Consider the following 23,338-nt stretch of genomic DNA (forward strand, 5'->3'; position numbering starts at 1 on the left):
GCGATACACTGATTAGAAAATTCTGACGATTATAAAGGAGTGTTTGTTTGATGTTAGCCAATGAAGTCCGTCCAGGTCCTAATCGGTATATTACTGGCGATGGGGTCTTAGCTGATTTGCCAGAGTATTTACGAGAGTTCCAAGAAGTTGCCGTGATCACTGGGGAGCAGTCATTCGATGTGTTTTCGAACTATTACCCTCATTCATTTGACTACCCGATCTACCGCTACGATGGATCATCGAGTTATGAAAATGCGCAAGCCTTAGCTGAAGCGATCCAGCAAGCGGATGCCGTGGTGGCAATCGGCGGCGGCAAGGTGGCTGATACAGCAAAAATCACCGCCCAAACCCTTGGTGCAGAATTGATCGTGATCCCTACATTGGTTTCTAACTGTGCACCCTTCACCCCGGTGATCGTCGCCTATTACCCCGATCATACGATTTGTAAAATCGACTATGCCAAAAAAGGTGCCTACATGACGATCGTCGACACCCGTTTTTTACTAGCCACACCCGTTGATTACTTTATCGCAGGGATCGCTGATACCTTAGCCAAATATTATGAAATGGAAGCCATCGTCCGCAACATGGCAGAAGACGACAAGACTGCCTTAGTACGGCTAGGTTTCCAAAGCGCTCTTTTGATCAAAAACTTGCTGATTGCCGATGCGATCCATGCCGTCAAAGACTTAGAAACCGGGCAGCTGACCCCCGCCTTTGCCCGCATCACCGATGCGATCATTGCTTTGGCAGGCGAAGTTGGCGGTTTTGCAGTCGAATTTGGCCGCACGTCCGGTGCGCATGCGCTGCATGACGGCTTGTCTTATTTGAGTGAGACCCATAGCGTCTTGCACGGCAACAAAGTCGCCTACTGCATTTGGGTCCAGCTTGCCTATACCAATGATTTTGATGTGATTGAAAAATTACGGCCGTTTTACGAAGCTTTGCACTTGCCAATGAAGCTGAAGGATCTCCACGTGACGCGCCTTGATCGGGATTACTTCGCCTCGGTTCTGACCTATGCTGTCAAAGAAGAAGAAACCTTTATTTTGATTGATCCTGCGATCACACCCGAAAAAGTCTATCAGGCGATCGAAGCGGTGGAGGCGCTGTAAACCGTACACATTGCTAAACAACTTTATATCAAAAAAACTGTTTCCCTAATGCATTTCGGAAACAGTTTTTTTATTTGATCAAACAGACACGCAGTAGCGATCCTGGCTGCGCATATTCTTAGCGGGCGACAGCAACTGGCGCATTGCCCATCACTGCACGACTTCACCCAATAGCCCGTTTTCTAAGCAGTAATGATAAATGCCTTCCTCGGCTACGTGACCGATCACTTCGTCGGCGATTGCTTTTAACTCGTCCGAAGCATTGTCCATTGCTAGACCCCAGCCGACTGCCTCCAGCATCTCAATATCATTGTTGCCATCCCCAAAGGCAATGGCTTCGGATTTATCCAAGCCATAGTAAGCCAGCATTTTGGCAATGCCGCTTCCTTTTCCGCTGCTGGCTGGAATAATATCGACTGCCCGATCCCACCAAGCGGTGATTTTCGCCTCTGTGGTATTTGCCATCACTTTGGCGTAGTCTTCTTTCCCTGAGCCAAGCATCACTTGGAAAATGTCTTGCTGCTGGATCACCTCATCAAAATCTTCTGCCACGATCACTTCTTGGTGGGCAAAGGAAAAATACTCAACTAAATCAGCATCTTTGCCATTGGCAACCGTTCGGTCCTTCGTAGCGATCGCTACTGGACGCTTGAGTGCCGTGGCATTTTCTATGATTTGCTGAACATCTTTTTTAGGAATGGGGTTTTGGTGGATCCCCTCGGCTTGATTAAAACAATACGATCCGTTAAAGGTCAAAAACGCATCAAAGGTCACGCCTTCAAATTGCGGCAACGCGATGGGACTTCTGCCAGTCGCAATGCACAACAGGATCCCTTGCTTCTTCAAGGCTTTTAATGTGGCTAACATTCTTTCAGAGATTTGCTTTTTGCTCATATCGATCAGTGTGCCATCAACATCGAAAAAAATAATTTTTACGTCTTTCATGATCTTCCCCATTTCCGTCTCGATTTTCAAAAAATTTGATACGCTTTTTTGTCCGCTTTCTCGCTATTGTTCCGTGCGGATCGTCGCTGTTATCTTTTACTTCTTTTATCTTCTCATAAATTGCTAGCGTTTTCTTCTGAAATCGCGAAATCCTTACTGATTTGCTTCGAGTTTTTAAGTTTCTTAAACAATCAAGCTGCCGCAAGAAGCACAGTCTGATCATTTCTTCTCAACGACACTTTCCAAAAGCTTTTCCTTGCACAATTTCTGCTGCTCATAAATTCTATCCTGCTTTCTTTCAAATCTACTTGGTTCTTTGGTATACTGGGGATAGTTTATTTAGTGAGGGGTTTTTTGTAATGAACTTTACCCGCTTTGCTCGCTTGACACAGCGCAGGAGCAAAACATTTATTTCCCAGAATGTGTCTTCGATCCAAGTGATCGTTTTTTATTATATCGTGATGACGGTGGTCTCTTTGGGGCTTTTTTCACTCCCCTTCTTTCGGGAACCCGGCTCTCATGTCGCGTTTATCGATCTGTTCTTTATGGCGGTCAGCACGGTCAGTGTCACAGGGTTGACTACCTTCCCGATCAATGACGTATTTAACGACCGCGGGGTCATTTTATTGGAAGTCCTCTTTCAAGTCGGTGGTTTAGGGATCATGATGATCTCGACTTTTTTTGCGATCGTTTCACGGCGCAAAATCAGTTTAAAGCAGCGCCAGTTGATCATGACGGATATGAACCAGCCGAAGCTTAGCGGGATCGTTCGGATGATTCGAACGACGTTTACCATCATTTTAGTTTGTCAGTTGGTAGCAGGCACGATCTTCGCTGTTTATTTTCATCTTTACGGGTATTATGACAATTGGCGAGACGCGATCTTTTATGGGTTTTATCAAGCGATCTCTGCTGTGACCAACTCTGGCTTTGATGTGACGGGCAATTCCATCTTGCCGTTTTCCCATGATTATTTCTTCCTGACGTGTATCATGATTTTGATTTTTATCGGGGGGATCGGATTTCCAGTGATCATGGACTTTCGGGAATGGGTCCTTTTTAAAATGAAAAAACAACGCCGCCGCTTGCCGTTTCGCTTTTCTTTGTTCACAAAAATTGCTGTTTTGGCTTTCGTGATCCTCTTTGTCGGCGGCACATTAGCGATCTTTTTCCTTGAGAAAGATTATTTATTCAAAGATTACAGCTTTAGTGGTATGTGGATGAACAGCATGTTTTATTCTATGACAACGCGGAATGCTGGCTTGCAGATCCATGACTTAGGCAACTTCCAAACCACGACATTGATCGTTTTCTCCTTGCTGATGTTTATTGGTTGTAGTCCCAGCTCTGTTGGTGGCGGGATTCGGACGACGACCATTGCCATCATTGGGCTGTACCTCTATGCCTTCTTAAAAAGTGAGGATAATATCAATATCTTTGGTCGCCGCATCGATCAAGATGACGTCCGCAAATCGGTGGTAGTCTTCATGCTTTCGATGGGCATGTGCTTCTTTTGTGTCTTATTCTTGACCGCCATCGAGGACATCCCTTTGATTGCCATCATTGTTGAAGTTTCCTCGGCCTTTGGAACCACAGGGCTTTCTTTAGGAATCACGGGCGATTTATCAACTATTGGCAAACTCGTGATTGCTCTTTTGATGTTTATTGGCCGTGTCGGTATGCTGTACACTTTGATGTTATTCGTACCAAAAGAAACACGTGACTTAGGTTACGAGTACCCAACGGAAAAAATCATTATCGGTTAAAGCACAGCAAACCTGACAGAAGGTTTGCTGTTTTGCTTTTCAAGCCTTTGATCAGCGCAAGTAAAAGAGCCATTTATCAGAATGGTCTTTGCAGAAATTTAAAGAATCGCAAAAGCAATTTAACCTTTTTCTTGGTATATGGTATGATAAATTGAATTTGCACAATGAAAGCATTCGCTCTAATGGAGGGTTACATTATGGGAATACGAAGTCATCTGGCTGTTTCAGTCGGTAAGACCTCTCAATGGGTATTAAAGAACTTTTTCAAAGGCGGCTCAAGCCTGCCTGGTAAATTAGCATTAAAAGTTGATCCACATATATTAGATCATTTGGCGAAAGATTACCAAGTCGTCGTGATCACAGGCACCAACGGCAAAACATTGACAACTGCCTTGACTGTCAATATTTTGCGCCAAGAATTTGATGAAGTATTGACGAACCCAACCGGCGCCAATATGGTCCAAGGGATCGTTTCAACCTTTCTATCGGCACGCCCTAAAAAAGGCAAAAAATTTGCGGTTTTAGAAATTGATGAAGCCAGTCTCAGCAAAGTAACGAAGTACATCAAACCGGAATTGTTCGTTTTCACCAATATTTTCCGTGATCAAATGGACCGTTATGGCGAGATTTATACGACCTATAAAATGATCGTTGAAGGTGCCGCAAACTCACCGGAAGCAACGATCCTCTGCAATGGGGATTCGCCACTGTTCAATTCGGTGGCAACTGTCAATCCGCGAAAATACTATGGATTTGATCATTTGCCAGATGAAGAGCAGATGGCCCATTACAATACGGATGGCGTGTTGTGTCCTGAGTGTCATCACATTTTGCATTATAAAATGATCACCTATGCCAATCTTGGAAAATACTACTGCCCAAATTGCGGCTTCCATCGACCAGAATTGGATTATAAACTGACGGAAATGACCGCAATGGACAACACCTCTGCTGATTTTGTGATCGATGGCAATGACTATCGCATCGAAGTCGGTGGGATGTACAATGTCTACAATGCGCTGGCGGCAACTGCGGTTGCGGAATATTATGGCGTAGCACCTGCAAAAATCAAAGCTGGTTTGGCCTATGACGAAAAAGTCTTTGGTCGCCAAGAAGTGATCCGCATCGGGGACAAAGAATGTACGTTAGTCTTAGTTAAAAACCCTGTTGGTTTGAACCAAGTCATTGATATGATCGGCCTGTCACCCTATCCTTTCTCGCTAGTCAGCTTGTTGAATGCCAACTACGCAGATGGGATCGACGTCAGCTGGATTTGGGATGGCGACCATGAAGCGTTTGCCGATATGGGGATTCCTCAAGTGATCGCTGGTGGTGATCGTCACAAAGATATGGCGTTGCGGCTAAAAGTTGCGGGGATCCCTGAAGAGAAAATCATTGAAACCCCTGAACTTGATGACGTCATCAAGCAAATCGCAGACTTACCTACAGAAAAAGTCTATATTTTAGCGACTTACACTGCAGTCTTGCAGCTACGCAAAAAGCTTGCGGAAAAAGGCTATATCAAAGGAGGAATGAGTCGTGACTAAGTATCAACTGAATGTTGCCCACTTGTATGGAAATCTTTTGAATACTTATGGCGACAACGGCAATCTCTTGATGCTGCGCTACGTGGCCGAAAAACTAGGCGTGACCTTCAACGCAGAGGTCGTCAGCATTCACGAGCCCTTCGATCCTGAAAGATATGATCTCGTCTTTTTCGGTGGGGGACAAGATTTTGAACAAGTGATTGTTTCACAAGATATCCAATCAAAAAAAGAAGCCTTGACCAGCTATATCGAAAATGATGGCGTCATGCTGGCGATCTGCGGTGGCTATCAATTGCTAGGTCATTACTACATCGGTGCCAACGGCGAGAAAATCAAGGGGATCGGCGCCTTGGATCATTACACCTTGAGCCAAGAAAACAACCGGTTCATCGGTGACATCGTGATCCACAATGAAGAATTCGATGAGACCTATTATGGCTTTGAAAACCATAATGGCCGTACTTTCTTAGGTAAAGGGGAAAAACCATTGGGGAAAGTCATCCAAGGACAAGGAAACAATGGCGAAGACCAAACCGAAGGCGTGGTTTACCGCAATGTGTTCGGCTCTTACTTCCACGGACCGCTCCTTGCAAGAAATGAGCATTTGGCAGAGCGCTTGATCCGCACCGCCCTTGCCAATCGTTATGGCAACGTCGAAATTTAAATACACGTACGTAGCAAACAAACCTGTGTTTCACAGGTTTGTTTTTTTATGGGAAATTTCCCCGCAGTTGCCACTTTTTCTCTTTGTTTGCTTCTACGTTCCTATGCTGCCTCGCTTCATTGTAACCGCTATCTTTCTTTTCTATACTGAGGTTGTAGTAAAAATTGAAAGGAGATGTTAAGAAATTATGATGGAAAAAGTTCAGCGGTTTGGCGGTGCGATGTTTACCCCGGTCCTCTTGTTTTCCTTTTCAGGGATCATGGTCGCGCTGTGTATTATCTTTAAAAATCCGATGCTTGTGGGGAGCATCGCCACTGAAGGCTCTACTTGGTACAACATTTGGACGATCATTGAAAATGGTGCGTGGACGGTCTTCAACCAAATGGAATTATTATTTGTCATTGGATTACCGATCGGTCTCGCAAAAAAAGCTAATGCGCGAGCGGCAATGGAAGCCTTTGTCGTCTATATTACTTGTAATTATTTTATTTCTGGCATGATCGAGTACTTTGGTAGCTTCTTCGGTGTCAACTTTGCAACTGATCCCGGCGGTGAGAGTGGCTTGAAAATGATCGCCGGCATCAAAACATTAGATACTGGTATTATCGGAGCAATTTTTATTTCGGCGATTGTCGTCTATCTTCACAACAAATTTTTCGATACGAAGCTGCCTGATTTTCTCGGAGTCTTCCAAGGCTCTTCCTTTGTCGTGATCCTCGGTTTCTTTTTGATGCTGCCAGTTGCTTACTTGATCGCATTGATTTGGCCAAAAGTCCAAGCTGGCATTGGGTCCATGCAAGGGTTTCTAGCAAGTGCTGGGGTCTTTGGGGTCTGGCTCTATACTTTCTTAGAGCGAATATTGATCCCCACAGGTCTCCATCATTTCGTGTATACCCCCTTTGTTTTTGGTCCCGCTGTCGTCGAAGAAGGGATCTCCAAATACTGGATGGCACATTTACAAGAATTTGCCCAGTCCACCAGACCATTGAAAGAGCTTTTCCCTGAAGGGGGCTTTGCTTTACATGGCAATTCTAAGATCTTTGCTGCACCAGGGATCGCTGCTGCTTTTTATTTCACAGCCAAGCCTGAAAACAAAAAGAAGGTCTTAGCGATTTTGATCCCTGCCACTTTAACTGCCATTTTAGCTGGTATCACTGAGCCATTGGAATTCACCTTCCTCTTTATCTCACCACCCCTCTTTGCGGTGCACGCTGTTTTAGCAGCGACCATGGCGGCAACGATGTTTGCCTTCGGGGTCGTTGGAGATATGGGGGGCGGCTTGATCGATCTGTTGGCGAAGGTCTGGATTCCGCTATTTCAAAATCATCGCAGTATGATCTTCACGCAGCTGGTGATCGGGTTAGCCTTTACTGCCCTTTATTTCCTTGTTTTCCGCTTCTTGATCCTCAAATTTAAGTTAGCCACACCAGGACGGGAAGAAAACAATAGCGAAGTCAAACTGTACACCAAAAAAGATTACAAAGAAAAACAAGCCAACACTGGAACGCCAGTGATTGCTGGTGCCAATCGCTATACCGAACAAGCCGCAGTCTACTTAGAAGGGTTTGGCGGTCGCGACAACATTGATAAAGTCACTAATTGTGCCACTCGCCTAAGAATCACCGTCAAAGATCAAGACCAAGTGCTGCCAGATGATATCTTTAAAGGCGCTGGTGCCCATGGTGTCGTTCGCAACGGCAACGCCTTCCAAGTGATCGTTGGCCTGGATGTGCCACAAGTGAGAGAACAATTCGAAAAATTATTAGCTGTATCAGACTAAGGAGGAAACAAAAATGAAAAAATTTTCAATCGTGATCGCCGGAGGCGGCAGTACTTTTACCCCAGGAATCGTCTTGATGCTTTTGGAACACTTGGATCGTTTTCCGATTCGCCAAATCAAGTTTTACGACAATTTGGAAGAACGACAAGAAAAAGTGGCACAAGCTTGTGAGATTTTATTGAAAGAACGTGCACCCGAAATCAGCTTTTTAGCAACCACTGATCCCGAAACCGCGTTTCAGGATGTCGATTTTGTGATGGCGCATATCCGAGTTGGCTTGTATGCGATGCGCGAAAAGGATGAAAAAATCCCTTTGAAATATGGTGTGGTCGGCCAAGAAACTTGTGGTCCTGGCGGGATCGCTTATGGGATGCGTTCTATCGGCGGTGTATTGGAGTTAGTCGATTATATGGAAAAATATTCTCCTGATGCGTGGATGTTGAATTATTCCAATCCCGCAGCGATCGTCGCAGAAGCGACTCGTAAATTACGCCCTGATGCCAAGATCATTAATATTTGTGATATGCCAGTGGGAATCGAAGAACGGATGGCGCAAGCGATCGGCTTAGCTTCTCGCAAAGAATTGGTGGTTCGCTATTATGGCTTGAATCACTTTGGCTGGTGGACAGATATACGAGACAAAGCTGGCAATGATTTGCTGCCGCAGATTCAGGCGCATGTGGCAAAATACGGCTATTCATTGCCAGAAGAGATCGAAGCGAGCCAACATGCTGATGCTAGCTGGATGCACACCTTTGCCAAAGCAAAAGAAGTGTACGAGGTTGATCCATCCACTTTGCCAAATACCTACTTGAAGTATTACTTTTTCCCTCAAGATGAAGTGGCGCACACCAACCCATCTTTTACACGGGCAAATGAAGTCATGGCTGGTCGCGAAAAACACGTCTTTGGTGAATGCCAACGCATCGTAGAAAACCAAACAGCGACTGACACCACGCTTGAAGTGGATGAACACGCCAGCTACATTGTTGACCTTGCACGAGCGATTGCTTATAACACGCAAGAACGAATGCTGTTGATCGTGCCTAACGAAGGAGCGATCGTCAACTTTGATGAGCAGGCAATGGTAGAAGTGCCTTGTATCGTCGGCAGTAACGGAGCAGAACCAATCACACAAGGCAAGATCCCTCGCTTCCAAAAAGGATTGATGGAACAACAAGTCGCCGTAGAAAAATTAGTCGTGGAAGCTTGGGCAGAGGGTTCTTATCAGAAGCTGTGGCAAGCACTGATTCTTTCAAAAGTGGTCCCAAATGCCCGTGTAGCCAAAGAATTACTCGATGAATTGATTGAAGCAAATCAAGCCTTTTGGCCAGAATTACACTAGCCAGCGTTCTTCGCCTCCCCTCCTGGCTTTTCAGCTATACTTAATCCATAAGGAGGGGTTTTTGTGAAATTACAGTATTTGATTCAACAGCACCAATCAGAGTTAAGTGAACTTGATCGCGGCATTCTGAACTATATTCTTTCCAACGGCGACACCGTTCTATCTATGGGGATCGTCGAGCTATCCGAGCAGGTTCACGTCTCAAAGTCATCTATTTTACGGTTGACGAAAAAACTTGGTTTTTCTGGCTATTCCGAGTTCAAATATTTTTTACGGCATCAGCAAGAACAGATAACAACGATTTCGCAGCAAAAAACGATTTTTGAAAAACAACAAGAGGATATTTTCGCCACCCTCAACTATTTAAAAACGGTAGACTTAGCTGCCCTCAACCGCTTGTTTGACCGCAGCAAAACCATTTACTGCTACCCAACTGGTTTTTCCCAAAAGAAAGCACTGGAGGAGTTTTCCAAAATGATGCTTTCTATGGAAAAACGAGTGATCGTATTGCCGAACAAAACGGAATTTGATATGGTCATGCCGATGATCACTGCCGAAGATTGTGTGATCATCGCCTCACTCAGCGGCGAAACAGAAAACGTCAAAGAGAATCTGACGACTTTTGCGATTCGTCAGATTCCCGTTTTGACATTGAGTGCGCCAGGAGATAATTATTTTGCTCGCCATTCAACGTTTCACCTGACCTATTATTGCGATTTTTTTCAAATCGGTCGCAAGAAAATCCCTAGCCAGTCTTTGATCGGACTGAGCTGCTTGATTGATTATTTGATCCGTTCCTACGGACTATTCACTTTACAGGAGGGCAACCATGACTAAACGAAAATGGGCGTTTCCATTGATTTTACTGAGTTACTGGCTTTTGATCGCCGGTGCTTACTATCTTTATCTTTCCTTGACTGCCTTCAACCATGGGATGACCTTTGCCCAGTACCTCAACTCGCAACCGTTAGCCGCTTTAGGGGTCTTGTTAAGTAGTCTCCTTTTGCTGCAAGGGGCTTGCCTGTACTTTATTCAACGGTTTTCCATGAGTAAAAAAGGCCTTTTGGGACAGTATTTATTCCTGATCTTCTTCCAGCAGTTACTGACAGCGAATGTCATCGGCGCAGGACTCGTCTTTTTTACAAGAAGAAGTCTTTCGAGTCAGGAGGAAAACGCAACTTGGGGCGAAAAGAGTTTTACCTATGGGGCATTAGCATTCATTCTTTTATTGAGTTTATTATTTTTCCTCCTTGTTCGATCAGCGATTTAACTTCCCCAAAAAGAAAAGCAGTGCCGGTTGGCACTGCTTTTTGCTGTCGTTTCTGCTAGTTTGGCTCTGTTTTTGAAGCAAAAACCACTTTGATTCCAAAGTGATCGCTGACGATCGGAGTACGCGTTCCGTCAAAAACGACTTCATATTCCGTTGCTTGCAGGTCTTTGGATGTAAAAACATAATCGATTCGCAACGCTTCTCGATTGTCTTGCCAACCATCAATGGCTTTAACGACAGAGGCTTCCCCGATCGTTTCAGCAGCCGTTAAAAAGCTGTCTTGCAGCTGTAAGGAGCTGTCAAGGACCAGTTGATGCCCAGAACTGGCGGCATCGTTGTTGAAATCCCCTAGGATCAATAAGGTATCAGCCCGTTCTGCTAAAAATGCTTCTGTCTGTTGCCACTCGTAGGCAAATTTACCGTCTTGCCACCAAGAAAAATGACAGCTAATGACTTGTACGATCTGTCCATCGGCTTCAGTCACGCCGCTCAGGTTTTTGCGTGTGGTATGATCCCAGACATCCGTGGCTTGTGAAGCAAGGTATTCTTTGGCAATGATGGGCTGTTTGGACAATAAGGCATTGCCTTCGTGGTAAATGTCATAGCCTACGTGACTGTAGGTCCATGACCAGTAGTAATCACAGTCTAACAGTTGCAGTTCTTCCACGAGACGCAAAGCAAAATTGTCCTCCTTGATTTCCACCAGCGTATCTGTGGGGCAATAAAGCCCATCAGGAACGATGGTTTGAGCAGCGATCGTTTGGTTGACTTCTTGCAAGGCGATGATGTCATAATCGCCTGTTGCAATCTCTTGTGCGATCATTTTGCATTTTTCTAGCTGATTTTCTTCTAACCAGCTATGGGTGTTCAATGTTAATACCTTCATGAATAAGGCTCCTTCTCTCGGTTTGCTTGTACGATTCCATTTGAAAATAAAAGAGAGCGGGTCAACAAAAGAGTCGACCCGCTTGTCATTTTATTATAGTTTTACGATTCCAACAACTGCGGCTGCTTGTTGCTTGCCGATTTGGGTCAATTCAAAGGAATCGATTTGATCGCTGTTGGTCAACACTACAACGATGGTGGTATCTTTGCCAGCAGCACTTACTGCAGCGAGATCCATCTCCGCTAACTTGTCACCCACCGCCACTTGTTGTCCTTCAGTGACAGCTACCGTAAAGGGTGCACCGTTTAAGTCAACGGTATCTAATCCCATGTGAACCAATACTTCGATGCCTTCATCAGAAAGCAAGCCGATCGCATGTTTCGTTGGGAAGATGTTGGTGACTTTCCCGCTGATTGGTGCGACAACTGTCGTCTGCTCTGGACGTATACCATAACCGTCACCCATCATTTTTTCCGCAAACACTTGGTCTTTGACAGAGGTGATCGGCATCACTTCTCCAGTGGCAACAGCAGCTAGTTCAGCCATCACGCCTTGGCTTTGATGGGTAGTCGTTTCTACTGGTGCTTGACTAGCAGTCGGTTCGGGAATCGTGACACCAGAATCTAAGATATCTTGAATGTCTGATTTTAAGACATCTGCTTTCGGTCCATAGACTGCTTGCACGCCATTGTCTTTTACGATCAAGCCTAACGCCCCTGCGGCTTTCCACGCTTTTTCATCGCCGACCGCTTCTCGATTTTTCACAGAGACCCGTAAACGAGTCATACATGCATCAACGTCGACGATATTTTCACGTCCACCTAATAAATGAATGATTTTCACGACTTGCGAATCTGGGTTCAAATTGCCATCCGCCGAAGCAGTTGCTGGCGTATCGCTGGCCCCTTCTGTTTCATAGTTGCCGTTTCTACCTGGTGTTGCAAAGTTGAATTTTTTGATCAAGAAGTTTGCCAAGAAATACATCCCGACACCAAAGACGATGGTCACTAACACAAAGTTGATCAAATCTTGTCCTAAGCCGGCATTGATCGCCATTGGGGTACGGGTCAACAACTCGATATTCCCAAAAGAATGGACCCGTAAGTTGACGATATCCGCCATCGCAAACGCCGCCCCTTGTACGACTGCATAAACGATGTAAAGCGGTACGGCAGCAAACATAAACATGAACTCCAACGGTTCCGTTACCCCTGTCAAGAAGACAGCGATGGCAGCTGATAAATACATAGAGGTATATTTGTGCCGTTTGTCCGCATCGACATTGCGATACATGGCATAAGACAAGCCCATCAAGATCCCAGAGGAACCAATCATTTGTCCAACTTTAAAGCGGGCAGGAACAAAGTTGTCCAATAAAAATTGATATTGTGACGTATCGCCAGCATTGCGCATGTTCACTAGATCCGTTGCCCAAGCAAGCCATAAGGGGTCTTGTCCAAAGACTTGGGTGCCGGCTTGTGCTCCAGAAAGAATCGTGTAGGTTCCACCTAATTCGGTGTAATTGATCGGGATCGTCAACATGTGATGCAGCCCGAATGGTAAGAGCAGCCGCTCCAAGGTTCCAAACAAGAACGGTGCTAAAACGGGCGCACTTTCTTGTGATTGCGCGATCCATAAACCGAAATTATTGATACCAGCTTGAATGTAAGGCCAAACGATTGATAATACTAATGCGACGACCACTGAACGGGCAATTACCACGAAAGGGACGAAGCGTTTGCCGTTAAAGAAGGAAAGCGCATCCGGTAATTTGCGGAAATTATAGTATTTGTTATAGGCTGTTGCCCCCACAAAACCGGCGATGATCCCGACAAAGACGCCCATGTTCAAAGCCGGTGCTTCTAGTACACTAGTAAAGAAGCCGTCGATCATGATCTTTGTCCCAAACAACGTATGGGTGAAGGCGCCTTCTTCGGTTAACATCGCGCTTGTCACGCCAAAGATCGAACCAGTGATCCGGTTGATCAAAATAAAGGCGATCCCAGCAGCAAATGCCCCACCAGCTCGCTCTTTTGCCCAACTACCACCAATAGCTAATGCAAATAATAAGTGCAGGTTACCAATAATTGCCCAACCAATGTTTTCAATGACGCCTCCTGTAGTGATCAAAAATGCCAAGTCGGCATTGATCATTGGGATCGTTTTCCCAATACTGATCATCAAACCAGCGGCTGGCATAACAGCGACAACCACCATTAGCGCTTTTCCGAATTTTTGCCAAAATTCGAAGCTCAATAATTTTTTCATCTTCCTTCTTCCTTCCCTGAATCGATTTACGCAATCGGTTTCTTAATGATTTCATTCTAACGGAGAAAAAAGATTTTGTAAACCCAGAAATATCAAAAGGTATTCTATTCGCTTTTTCGCCTTTATCTAACTGAATCTTTCCTTCTTTATGTTTCCCAACAGGAAAATCTACAAACGCAACAACTTTCACTTGACGATGCAATCGTTTGCGCTTATGATAGAGATATCAAAAAGATTCTGGAGGGACTTTCATGAAAAAAATCCAACGATTGTTCGAGATCGATCCATGGAAAATCGCGACATCTACCTTAGATAAAGAAAATCGTCGACTGCAAGAGTCGCTAACAAGCATCGGGAATGGCTACATGGGAATGCGCGGCAACTTTGAGGAACAATATAGTGGCGACCATCACTTAGGTACTTATATCGCAGGTGTCTGGTACCCAGACAAAACCCGTGTTGGCTGGTGGAAAAACGGCTATCCTGATTATTTTGGCAAAGTGATCAACGCGGTCAACTTTATTGCGATGGACCTATTTGTCAACGACCAGTTAGTCGACTTAGCAAAAATCAGCCCAAGTGATTTCTATTTAGAACTAGACATGGAAACTGGGATTTTGCGCCGTAACTACACTGTGTCTTTGGCAGGTGCAACGGTTAAATTCTCTTTTGAACGCTTCTTGAGCATCGTAAAACGTGAACTTGCCCTCATTAAGATGGATGCTGAGATCATTGAAGGCGACGCTGAGATCAAAGTCGTTTCTAAACTAGATAACAACGTCCATAACGAAGACAGCAACTACGACGAACGTTTCTGGGAAGAATTAGATCATGGCCAAACCGAAACCTTCCATTACTTGACCACTCGGACTGTAGAAAATAATTTTGACATTGAACGCTTCACTGTCACTTCTGCTATGCGTCATAGCCAAACACCGATTGATTCCGTGAAAAGCGAACTTTGCGTCGCTGATACCTTTGCCTTTTCTGGGGCAGCCGGTGACACCTTCTCATTGATCAAAGAAGTCTTGATCGTTACGAGTCGTGATGTTCCCGCTCATGATCATCCAGCAAAAGTCACCGAATTAGGCACTTTATACAAAGCAGATTATGATGCGTTGCGTGCAGAACAAGTCGCTGCTTGGAAAGCCCGCTGGGATTTAGCCGATGTGATCATTGAAGGCGATGCTGCGGCGCAACAAGGGATTCGTTTCAACCTGTTCCAATTGTTCTCAACCTATTATGGTGAAGACGAGCGTCTGAACATTGGACCGAAAGGCTTTACTGGTGAAAAATATGGCGGTGCGACTTACTGGGATACCGAAGCCTATGCAGTCCCATTGTATTTGGCATTAGCAAAACCAGAAGTGACCCGCAACTTGTTGAAATACCGTCACAACCAATTGCCGCAAGCCCATATCAATGCGCAAAAACAAGGCTTAGCAGGTGCCCTTTACCCAATGGTGACCTTCACTGGGATCGAATGCCACAATGAGTGGGAGATCACTTTCGAAGAAATCCACCGAAATGGTGCCATCGCTTATGCCATCTACAACTATACGAATTATACTGGCGATACAAGTTACCTGAAAAAAGAAGGATTAGAAGTGTTAAGCGCGATCTCACGTTTCTGGGCAGATCGTGTCCACTATTCAAAACGCCAGCAAAAATACATGATCCATGGCGTTACAGGACCAAACGAATACGAAAACAATATCAATAACAACTGGTACACCAATAAAATGGCTACTTGGGTCTTAGCTTATACCTTAGCCAGCTATGAAGCCTTCAAAGACGAAGCGACTGTCACGATCTCAGACGAAGAACAAGCTAAATGGCAAGACATCATCGACAATATGTACTTCCCAGAAGACCAAGAGCTTGGTGTGTTCGTCCAGCATGATACCTTCTTAGACAAAGACTTGATGCCCGTTTCCGATCTTGATCCAAAACACTTGCCGTTAAACCAAAATTGGTCGTGGGATCATATCTTGCGCTCTTGCTTTATCAAGCAAGCCGATGTTTTGCAAGGGATCTACTTCTTCGGCGATCAATTCAGCAAAGAAGAAAAACAACGGAACTTTGATTTCTATGAGCCGATGACAGTGCATGAATCTTCCCTTTCCCCAAGTATTCATGCGATTTTGGCAGCGGAATTAGGTATGGAAGAAAAAGCGTTGGAAATGTATGAGCGGACTGCTCGTCTTGATTTGGACAATTACAACAATGATACCGATGATGGCTTGCACATCACTTCTATGACCGGCAGCTGGTTAGCGATCGTTCAAGGCTTTGCTCAAATGAAAACCGATCACGACCACTTAGGGTTTGCGCCATTCTTACCTAAAACGTGGAGCCGCTATGCCTTCCACATCAACTATCGTGGACGTCTGCTCTTCGTTTCCGTCAATGAGTCGACGGTGACTTTGAAAAAAATCAGCGGTGAGGCATTGCCAATCAAGGTGTATGGCAAAGACTATGTTTTAGAAGACGAAATCAGTACAGCGATCAACTAAACAAGCCTTCTGAAAGAAGAAATGTCTGCATTTCTTCTTTCTTTTGATTGGCTCTACCCTTGTGTCGACACTTTGTGATACTATAAGCTAAAAAAGGAGGGAAATCAGTGAGCATTACGGTCAAAGATGTCGCCAAAAAGGCTGGCGTCGCTACATCCACGGTTTCTCGTGTCGTAAACGATCATCCCAGCATTTCTGAAGATACCAAGAAGAAAGTGCGCAAAGTAATGGCAGAAATGGGCTATGTCCCCAATCTTGCAGCTCGAAATCTCGGCAAACAGATATCCAGTGCCATCGGCGTGATCTTGCCGCCTCTTGATTCGAAAGAACGACTAGGAAACCCCTTTTATTTAGAAACGATCGAAGCCATCAATGAAGAGGCCCGCCATCATCAAATGACGGTTGCCGTTGCCTCCGCCCGTGACTTTGCTACATTACTAAAAAACGTGGAACGGATGCACCTGCAAAAACAAGTAGATGGCTTTATTTTGGTCTACTCTGATGAAAAAGACCCCATCATCGATTATCTGGTCGAAAAAGAAGTCCCCTTTACCTTGATTGGTCAACCATACAGCAATGAAGACAAAATCGTTTTTGTCGATAATGACAACCAGTTGTTAGGCAAGCAAGCAACCGAGCATCTGATCGCCCAAGGGCATACGAAGATATTATTTGCTACTAATACGACCCATGAAAATCTGTATTTCGAGCGTTTCTTCGGCTACCAAAAAGCCATGATGCTGGCAAATCTCCCCTTTTATCCAGCATTGACCTTTGAAAAAGCGGAAGATTACGTCACGTTTGAAGAAACGATCAAAGAATCCCAAGCAACGGCCATCGTCGTGATCGATGATCTGTTCGCTGTGCGGATCATTCAATTAGCGACGATGTATGGCTACAAAGTCCCCGACGATTTATCCATCATCAGTTTCAACAATTCGATCTTTGCTACTTTGACCCATCCGTATTTGACTAGTATCGATATCAACGTGTTGTCCTTAGGAAAAATCGCTACCGAACGGCTGATGGCGCAATTGAATCATGAAGATTCAAACGGCGTACAGCTGGTCGTACCACATAAGTTGATCAAACGAGAAACAGTCTTGAACCGCAACCAGTTGAACTGATCCGCTGGGTCTGGTCCACTTCCCCCACACGCAAAAGCACCCGCTGTCCCTAGGGATAGCGGGTGCTTTTCATATTTTTATTTATACTCTTTGCTTTCCAAGCGGAACAATGGACTCATTGGTGTATTTTCGTGAATGCGGCGAACGGCTTCCCCCATCAATTCAGCACAAGAAATGTAGTGCAGTTTTTCTGGATGGCGTTCTTCGCTAGTCCAGCAAGAATCGGTGACACAAATCCTTTCAATCGCTGATTGATCCAAAATTTCTTTAGCTGGCGGTGAAAGCAAGGCGTGAGAGACACAAGCATACACTTCGCTGGCACCAGCTTCCTTCAACAAGTCTGCCGCTTTTGCCAATGTATGGCCGGTATTTAAAATGTCATCAACCAAAATACATTTTTTCCCAACAACATCACCAATCACATAGCCGCCATCGGCTTCATCTTGATCGACGATCGCGATCGCTGTATCTAGGTATTCTGCCAAACTACGGGTCCGTTGAACACCGCTGTTTTTTGGTGAAACCACGACATAGTCGTCACCCGTCATTTTTTGTTCGCGATAATAATGGGCAAACAATGGAATCGTAAAGAGATTATCCACTGGGATGTCGAAAAAGCCTTGAACTTGGACGGCATGCAGATCAAGCGTCAAGATCCGAGAAGCTCCTGCTTCCACCAGCATATTGGCAATCAATTTTGCAGTGATCGGCTCATGCGGGTTGGCAGTTCGGTCTTGCCGTGCATATGCGTAATAAGGCAAAACGACATTGATGGTCTTCGCACTAGCCCGTTTCATGGCATCGATCATGATCAGCAACTCTAAATAATGATCATTGACGGGTTCATTCGTCGATTGAATGATATAAATATGGTCGCCCCGCACACTTTCTTCAATATTGATGGCAATCTCTCCATCACTAAACTGTGTCACTTTTGACTTCCCTAGTTCTGTACCGAAAACTTTCGCAATGTTTTCTGCTAATGGTAAATTTCCATTTAAACTAAAAATTTTCAACGAACTATCTTTATAACTTTCGCCCATGATTGCCTCCAATGAATGTGGTTGTTTTCTTCTATTCTAGCACAAAGTGACTGTTTTTTTAACCGTCTCGTTCAAGGAAGTGTGACGGTACCGTTTACCCAACTGGCGGGAATCACTTTTTTGTAGTTGCCCCAGTTGTCATGAACTTTAAAATAGCGTTCTCCGCTGGCGGTTTCAGCGTAGGCGTAAGCCACGACCCAATGATTGCCATATGTGCTACCTAAAGGCTTCAAAATACCGATGATCACCGGTTTGCCTTCGTCGATTCGTTTGCACGCTCGATGCCAACCGCCAACAACGGTCGCACGTCCGCGGTAAGGCAATTGGAATTGATCGAAAAACCGAGTCAATCCATGACTGACTTGCCAAGCGATCGTCGGCAACCCATGAGGCTGAATCAGCACACGCAGCATTTCCGTCACTACTGTCAGATCCCGCTGTTTTTTTCTGCGAAACGCTTTCGGGATGATCGTTTCATCGATGTAATCTTGATAGTAGGCCAAAAAGACGGCTGCCGCATAGGTGCCGCATAAATACCCTGAAGGAGTGACCCACTGTTTATACGGACGAAACCGCTCTTCGGCGATCCCTTTCCACTCTACTTGTTCCATCTCGTTCACCTGCCTTTTTTCTTATTATACCTTAGATTCTCCTCCTATTTGGATCAAAACCCTTTTTCGTCTAGAAAACTTTTCTTTGCGTCCTTACAGATTTTGTTTCATAATAGTAGAAAGCGAGAGGAGCGAAAGACATGACAACCTTGTTAAAAGATGATTTTTATGACTATGTAAATGGCGAGTGGCTGGAGACCGCTGTTATTCCAGCAGATAAACCCGCTACGGGTGGATTCCAAGATCTCGTTGACGGAATCGATTCCTTAATGATCGCAGAATTTGAAAATATGGCACACGATCCCCATGCTACGCCAAAAGGCCGTATGAAGGATGCTGTGGCTTTTTACCGCTTAGCCAGCGATTTTGCCCAACGAGAGGCAGCGGGCGCTACTGAAGCAAATGCACTATTAGCAAAAATCGAAGCGTTGCGTTCTTATGAGGAATTGAATCAGCAACTGGCAAGTTTCGTTTTAGATGGTATTGCCTTGCCTTTTCAACTAGATGTCGATGCAGACATGAAAAATGCGCAAATGAATACTTTATCGGTCTATCCGCCTGCTACTATTTTGCCGGATAAAACCTATTACACAGAAAATCCCCAAGCAGGCGAAATGCTGCAAGTCTACTTTGAGATGGCCGTCAACGTGTTAGTTGCTTACGGAAAAGACCAAGCAGAAGCGGAATCGTTGGTAGAGCAAGCGATCGCATTTGATAAATTGATCGCCCCTCACGTCCGCAGTGCGGAAGAAAGTGCGGATTATAGCAAAAACTACAATCCTCGCTCCTTGGAGGAATTTGCAAAGCAAGCTAGCAAGATCGATTTTAGACAACTCTTAACGGCCCTTTTACCAGGTACACCGGAAGAGCTGATCGTAACGGAACCCGCTTACTTTGAAGCCTTTGACATTATTGTTTCTGATAGCCATTTTGAACTCTTGAAAGGCTGGATGATCGTCAACCAAAGCTTGCGCTATACTAGCTATCTGAGTGAAGAATTGCGTCAGTTAGGCGGAACCTACAGTCGCTACTTATCAGGGATCGATGAAGCGGCTCCCCAACAAAAAGCGGCTTATTACTTAACGATGGGTCATTTCAGTCAAGTGATCGGTGATTATTATGGACGCAAGTACTTTGGGGAAACAGCGAAAAAAGACGTCAAACATATGGTGGAAACAATGATTGCTGTCTACCAAGAGCGTTTGCGCAACAACACGTGGTTAAGTGAAGAGACCCGCCAAAAAGCGATCATCAAATTGAATCGTTTAGGTATCCATGTCGGGTACCCTGATCAAGTTCCTGTCATTTATGACCAGTTGCATACCGATGAAGAGAAAAGTCTGCTGGCAAATGCCCTGCATTTCAATCGTTTGTTCCGAGAAGATGCCTTCAAAAAATGGCAGCAGCCCGTGGATCGTGAGGAATGGGAAATGTCCGCCGCTACCGTGAATGCCTACTATCACCCATTTAAAAACGTGATCGTTTTCCCAGCGGCAATCTTACAAGCACCCTTTTATAGTTTGGAGCAATCCACCAGCGCAAATTATGGGGGGATCGGCGCGGTCATTGCTCATGAGATTTCCCACGCCTTTGACAACAACGGGGCAAAATTTGATGAATATGGTAATTTAAACAATTGGTGGACAGAGGAAGATTTGACCCACTTTGAACGCTTAGCTCAAGCGATGATCGACGAGTTTGATGGCCTGCCCTTTGCCGGCGGTACCGTCAACGGCACATTGACTGTTTCTGAAAACATCGCCGACGCAGGCGGACTAAGCTGTGCGCTAGAAGCAGCGCAAAAAGAAAGCGATGTTTCTTTAGCAGACTTCTTCACCAATTGGGCAAAGATCTGGCGTACAAAAGCCAAAGAACAATACCAACAGCTCTTACTGTCGATCGATGTCCACGGACCAGCTAAACTACGGGCCAATATCCAAGTTCAAAATATCGATGAATTCTATACAACCTTTGATATCAAACCTGGTGACCCTATGTATCGTGCACCAGAAGATCGTGTGCAGATTTGGTAAACAAAAGCGCAAGCAGATTTTTCTGCTTGCGCTTTTTCTTCGCCAATTGTTTATTTCTGCAAAGCTTTTTTCATCATACTGATCACAGAATCGAATTGGGAATGCTCATTGACGACTTGATCGGCTTTTTGTCGATTGGGGCGGTCTTTTAGAAAGTCGAAGATTTGGTTTTCATTCTGGATGCCTAATTTAGCCATAAACTCATCCAAGTTCTGAAAATCCGTATACTTTTGCAAGAAGTCATTATTCAACAATGCCTTCACATCAAGATCTCCCTTTTGATACGCTTGATAAAGACTAGTCAGTTCACTGAAGCTGAAATTTGCTTTTAATTGATCCATCCATCCCATTTACGCTTCCTCCTTCGCAGAAATGATTTTCGCGCCAAGGGTATTTTCAAAATGGCGCAGTGCCCATTCATGTCCGACCGCGTCAAAGCTGGCAACGGTATCTGCATCGATCACCAGTTGGTAGCCTAAATTATAGGCATCCACTGCTGTATGCAAGACACAGATATCGGTACAAACGCCGGTCAAGTACAATTCCGTGATCCCTCTTTCTCGCAGACGGATGTCCAAGTCGGTACCGCTAAACGCTGAGTAATGGCGCTTGTCGATCCAATAGACATTTGGCGCTTCCTGATAGTTTTCATAAAGCGGGGCTAAACGGCCGTAAAGATGTCGACCTGCACTGCCCGCAAGATTATGGGGTGGGAACAAACGGTTTTCAGGATGATAGTTGTCTGTTTCCTCATGACGATCAATGGCAAAAACGACATACTCACCGGCTTCGATAAAGGCTTGCGTGCGAGCCACTAAGGCAGCTTCAATCGCTTGCCCAGCAGCCCCCGTGGTCAATCGTCCCTCATCTGCAACAAAATCAAACGTATAATCAATCGATAGTAATGCTCTCATGCTTCCTTCCTCCTCTTACGGATCGGCTCTCCTGTTTTTTAAGTTATTTTAATGTTTCAACGAATGCCAAGACCATTTCAGCGGAACGCTTGCCAGCTTCTAAGATAAACTCATCAAAAGAGACAGTCGCTGCATGGTCGGCGGTGTCGCTGATCGCGCGCACGATCAAGAAAGGAATATTGAATTGCTGTGCGGTCTGTGCGATCGCGGCTCCTTCCATCTCACAAGCCAAGGCATCTGGAAAATGTCCTAAAATCTCCTGTACTTTTTGCGGGTCATTGATGAAACTGTCGCCGGTAACGATCAATCCCTTTTTCACGGTATGATGGGTCGCCTCTGCGGCTTTCGTCATCTCACTGATCAAGTAGCGGCTGGCTTCATAATACAAGGGCATCCCGCCAGGCAGCTGGCCATATTCATAACCAAAGCCCGTCACATCGACATCAAAATACGCCACTTTATCTGAGATCACTAAATCCCCTACTTGTAAACCGGCACCAATCCCACCAGCCGATCCAGTATTGATCACCATATTGACCCCATATTGTTGGATCAGTAAGCTAGTGGTGATCGATGCCAGAACCTTGCCGATACCTGAACGAACAACGATCACTTCATGATTGCCGATACTTCCTGAAATAAATAGTGCGCCGCCGCGTTCCCAAGAAAGCGGTGAAATCAACTGTTCCCGCAACGCCTTGATTTCTTCCTCCATTGCACCAATAATACCAATTTTCATGTGTTTGCCTCCTGCTTCTCGTTTATTTTTCATCCTTTGAAATGAAAAACAACAGAAATTCCCACGTATCTACTGACGTGTTTTTCTCCTTTCATGATAAACTAGTTTTGACGAAACGAACAGTTTTTTGTCATTATCAAAGGAGGCACTTATGTCTGAAATTTTCAACGCCATGGCAGCAAAATACGATACCCCTGAGCGAATCGCGTTAGCACACTTGGTCACCCGAACCCTTGACCCTTATTTTAAAGACAACCAGCACCAAACCTTGATCGATATCGGCGGCGGTACCGGCCTGGTAAGTCTGCCCTTAGCAGCTTATGTCCAGCACTTAGCCATCTGGGATACTGCCCCTAACATGATCGAGGTTTCTGAAAAAAAAATCAACCAACTGCAGCTGTCCAATGCTTCTGCAACTGTCCACGATCTGCTGCAAGAATCCTTGCAAGCAAAAGCAGATGCTGTGCTGCTATCCCTCGTCTTGCTGCATATTCCTGACACAGCCGCTATGCTGGAAAAACTATACGCCTTACTGCAGCCAGGAGGAACCCTTTACCTAGTGGATTTCCTCAAGAATCCCGCCGTGTCTCACCCGCTGGTTCATAATGGGTTTGACCCTGCTGCATTGACTCAACTGACAGAGGCGATTGGGTTTACCGACACTTCCTTTACCGTTTTTCATGAAGCGGATCATTTGTTCATGAATCAGCCAGCTGCCATGTTTTTAGCTATTTTGAAAAAGCCGACCGAATAACAAAAAAGCCGCACT

The 23,338-nt window shown here is 45.1% G+C and carries 20 protein-coding genes; 12 read left to right on the forward strand and 8 right to left on the reverse strand.

Going from position 1 to position 23,338, the window contains the following annotated elements:
• Positions 1 to 50: 50 nt before the first annotated feature.
• On the forward strand, positions 51 to 1,115 hold the full coding sequence (locus IGI78_RS14300; RefSeq protein ID WP_081117798.1) for an iron-containing alcohol dehydrogenase family protein: 1,065 nt from the start codon (positions 51 to 53) through the stop codon (positions 1,113 to 1,115).
• A 150-nt stretch (positions 1,116 to 1,265) separates the two neighbouring features.
• Here the strand turns inward: IGI78_RS14300 and IGI78_RS14305 are convergent, their stop codons facing one another.
• Positions 1,266 to 2,060, reverse strand: a complete 795-nt coding sequence (locus IGI78_RS14305) for an HAD family hydrolase (protein WP_349702289.1) — start codon at positions 2,058 to 2,060, stop codon at positions 1,266 to 1,268.
• Between the two features lie 308 nt (positions 2,061 to 2,368).
• On the opposite strand from IGI78_RS14305, the gene IGI78_RS14310 reads away from it, so the two are divergent.
• The 7 genes from IGI78_RS14310 (at position 2,369) to IGI78_RS14340 (ending at position 10,432) form a co-directional block, all read left to right on the forward strand.
• Entirely contained in the window at positions 2,369 to 3,826 is a 1,458-nt protein-coding gene (locus tag IGI78_RS14310; protein ID WP_226818252.1) for a TrkH family potassium uptake protein, read from the forward strand.
• A gap of 197 nt (positions 3,827 to 4,023) precedes the next feature.
• The gene (locus IGI78_RS14315; RefSeq protein WP_077452305.1) at positions 4,024 to 5,373 is read left to right on the forward strand and encodes a Mur ligase family protein; all 1,350 of its coding nucleotides are present in this window, start codon (positions 4,024 to 4,026) and stop codon (positions 5,371 to 5,373) included.
• Positions 5,366 to 6,037 carry a type 1 glutamine amidotransferase gene (locus tag IGI78_RS14320; RefSeq protein WP_081117799.1) on the forward strand — a complete coding sequence of 224 codons (672 nt, stop codon included), beginning with the start codon at positions 5,366 to 5,368 and terminating at the stop codon, positions 6,035 to 6,037. The genes IGI78_RS14315 and IGI78_RS14320 overlap by 8 nt, the downstream gene beginning before the upstream one ends.
• A 187-nt stretch (positions 6,038 to 6,224) precedes the next feature.
• On the forward strand, positions 6,225 to 7,817 hold the full coding sequence (locus IGI78_RS14325) for an alpha-glucoside-specific PTS transporter subunit IIBC (RefSeq protein ID WP_195266229.1): 1,593 nt from the start codon (positions 6,225 to 6,227) through the stop codon (positions 7,815 to 7,817).
• Between the two features lie 13 nt (positions 7,818 to 7,830).
• Positions 7,831 to 9,162 (forward strand): 6-phospho-alpha-glucosidase, encoded by a 1,332-nt coding sequence (locus IGI78_RS14330; RefSeq protein ID WP_008379332.1) that lies wholly within the window; start codon positions 7,831 to 7,833, stop codon positions 9,160 to 9,162.
• 63 nt (positions 9,163 to 9,225) lie between these two features.
• Positions 9,226 to 9,999, forward strand: coding sequence for a MurR/RpiR family transcriptional regulator (locus IGI78_RS14335; RefSeq protein WP_077452306.1), 774 nt, complete (start codon positions 9,226 to 9,228; stop codon positions 9,997 to 9,999).
• Positions 9,992 to 10,432, forward strand: coding sequence for a hypothetical protein (locus tag IGI78_RS14340; RefSeq protein ID WP_096741809.1), 441 nt, complete (start codon positions 9,992 to 9,994; stop codon positions 10,430 to 10,432). The genes IGI78_RS14335 and IGI78_RS14340 overlap by 8 nt, the downstream gene beginning before the upstream one ends.
• 55 nt (positions 10,433 to 10,487) lie before the next feature.
• Here the strand turns inward: IGI78_RS14340 and IGI78_RS14345 are convergent, their stop codons facing one another.
• Both IGI78_RS14345 and IGI78_RS14350 read right to left on the reverse strand, forming a co-directional pair.
• Entirely contained in the window at positions 10,488 to 11,318 is an 831-nt protein-coding gene (locus tag IGI78_RS14345) for an endonuclease/exonuclease/phosphatase family protein (protein WP_005227850.1), read from the reverse strand.
• Positions 11,319 to 11,411: 93 nt separating this feature from the next.
• Entirely contained in the window at positions 11,412 to 13,586 is a 2,175-nt protein-coding gene (locus IGI78_RS14350) for a PTS transporter subunit IIBC (RefSeq protein ID WP_430618106.1), read from the reverse strand.
• A gap of 251 nt (positions 13,587 to 13,837) precedes the next feature.
• Here IGI78_RS14350 and IGI78_RS14355 point away from each other — a divergent pair, with 251 nt between their 5' ends.
• Together IGI78_RS14355 and IGI78_RS14360 are read left to right on the forward strand one after the other, a co-directional pair.
• A complete protein-coding gene (locus IGI78_RS14355; RefSeq protein ID WP_077452310.1) occupies positions 13,838 to 16,102 on the forward strand; it encodes a glycoside hydrolase family 65 protein in 2,265 nt (754 codons plus the stop codon).
• A 107-nt stretch (positions 16,103 to 16,209) separates the two neighbouring features.
• Positions 16,210 to 17,229, forward strand: a complete 1,020-nt coding sequence (locus tag IGI78_RS14360) for a LacI family DNA-binding transcriptional regulator (RefSeq protein WP_005227844.1) — start codon at positions 16,210 to 16,212, stop codon at positions 17,227 to 17,229.
• 77 nt (positions 17,230 to 17,306) lie between these two features.
• Here the strand turns inward: IGI78_RS14360 and IGI78_RS14365 are convergent, their stop codons facing one another.
• Positions 17,307 to 18,272 carry a ribose-phosphate diphosphokinase gene (locus IGI78_RS14365; RefSeq protein WP_005233536.1) on the reverse strand — a complete coding sequence of 322 codons (966 nt, stop codon included), beginning with the start codon at positions 18,270 to 18,272 and terminating at the stop codon, positions 17,307 to 17,309.
• Positions 18,273 to 18,343: 71 nt separating this feature from the next.
• Positions 18,344 to 18,883, reverse strand: a complete 540-nt coding sequence (locus IGI78_RS14370; RefSeq protein ID WP_005233534.1) for a C39 family peptidase — start codon at positions 18,881 to 18,883, stop codon at positions 18,344 to 18,346.
• Positions 18,884 to 19,023: 140 nt separating this feature from the next.
• On the opposite strand from IGI78_RS14370, the gene IGI78_RS14375 reads away from it, so the two are divergent.
• Positions 19,024 to 20,916 carry a M13 family metallopeptidase gene (locus IGI78_RS14375; RefSeq protein ID WP_077452311.1) on the forward strand — a complete coding sequence of 631 codons (1,893 nt, stop codon included), beginning with the start codon at positions 19,024 to 19,026 and terminating at the stop codon, positions 20,914 to 20,916.
• 50 nt (positions 20,917 to 20,966) lie between these two features.
• Here the strand turns inward: IGI78_RS14375 and IGI78_RS14380 are convergent, their stop codons facing one another.
• The 3 genes from IGI78_RS14380 to IGI78_RS14390 are packed head-to-tail and all read right to left on the reverse strand — an operon-like array spanning position 20,967 to position 22,569.
• A complete protein-coding gene (locus IGI78_RS14380; protein ID WP_005227832.1) occupies positions 20,967 to 21,266 on the reverse strand; it encodes a hypothetical protein in 300 nt (99 codons plus the stop codon).
• The gene (locus IGI78_RS14385) at positions 21,267 to 21,830 is read right to left on the reverse strand and encodes a cysteine hydrolase family protein (RefSeq protein ID WP_074934050.1); all 564 of its coding nucleotides are present in this window, start codon (positions 21,828 to 21,830) and stop codon (positions 21,267 to 21,269) included.
• A 43-nt stretch (positions 21,831 to 21,873) separates the two neighbouring features.
• Complete coding sequence (locus IGI78_RS14390; protein WP_081117805.1) at positions 21,874 to 22,569, reverse strand: 5'-methylthioadenosine/adenosylhomocysteine nucleosidase; 696 nt, start codon at positions 22,567 to 22,569, stop codon at positions 21,874 to 21,876.
• 151 nt (positions 22,570 to 22,720) lie between these two features.
• Between IGI78_RS14390 and IGI78_RS14395 the strand changes: the two genes are divergently transcribed.
• Entirely contained in the window at positions 22,721 to 23,323 is a 603-nt protein-coding gene (locus tag IGI78_RS14395; RefSeq protein WP_195266233.1) for a class I SAM-dependent methyltransferase, read from the forward strand.
• Positions 23,324 to 23,338: the final 15 nt, after the last annotated feature.

Source organism: Enterococcus sp. DIV1767, assembly GCF_050542585.1.
Classification (GTDB): Bacteria; Bacillota; Bacilli; order Lactobacillales; family Enterococcaceae; genus Enterococcus_D; species Enterococcus_D innesii.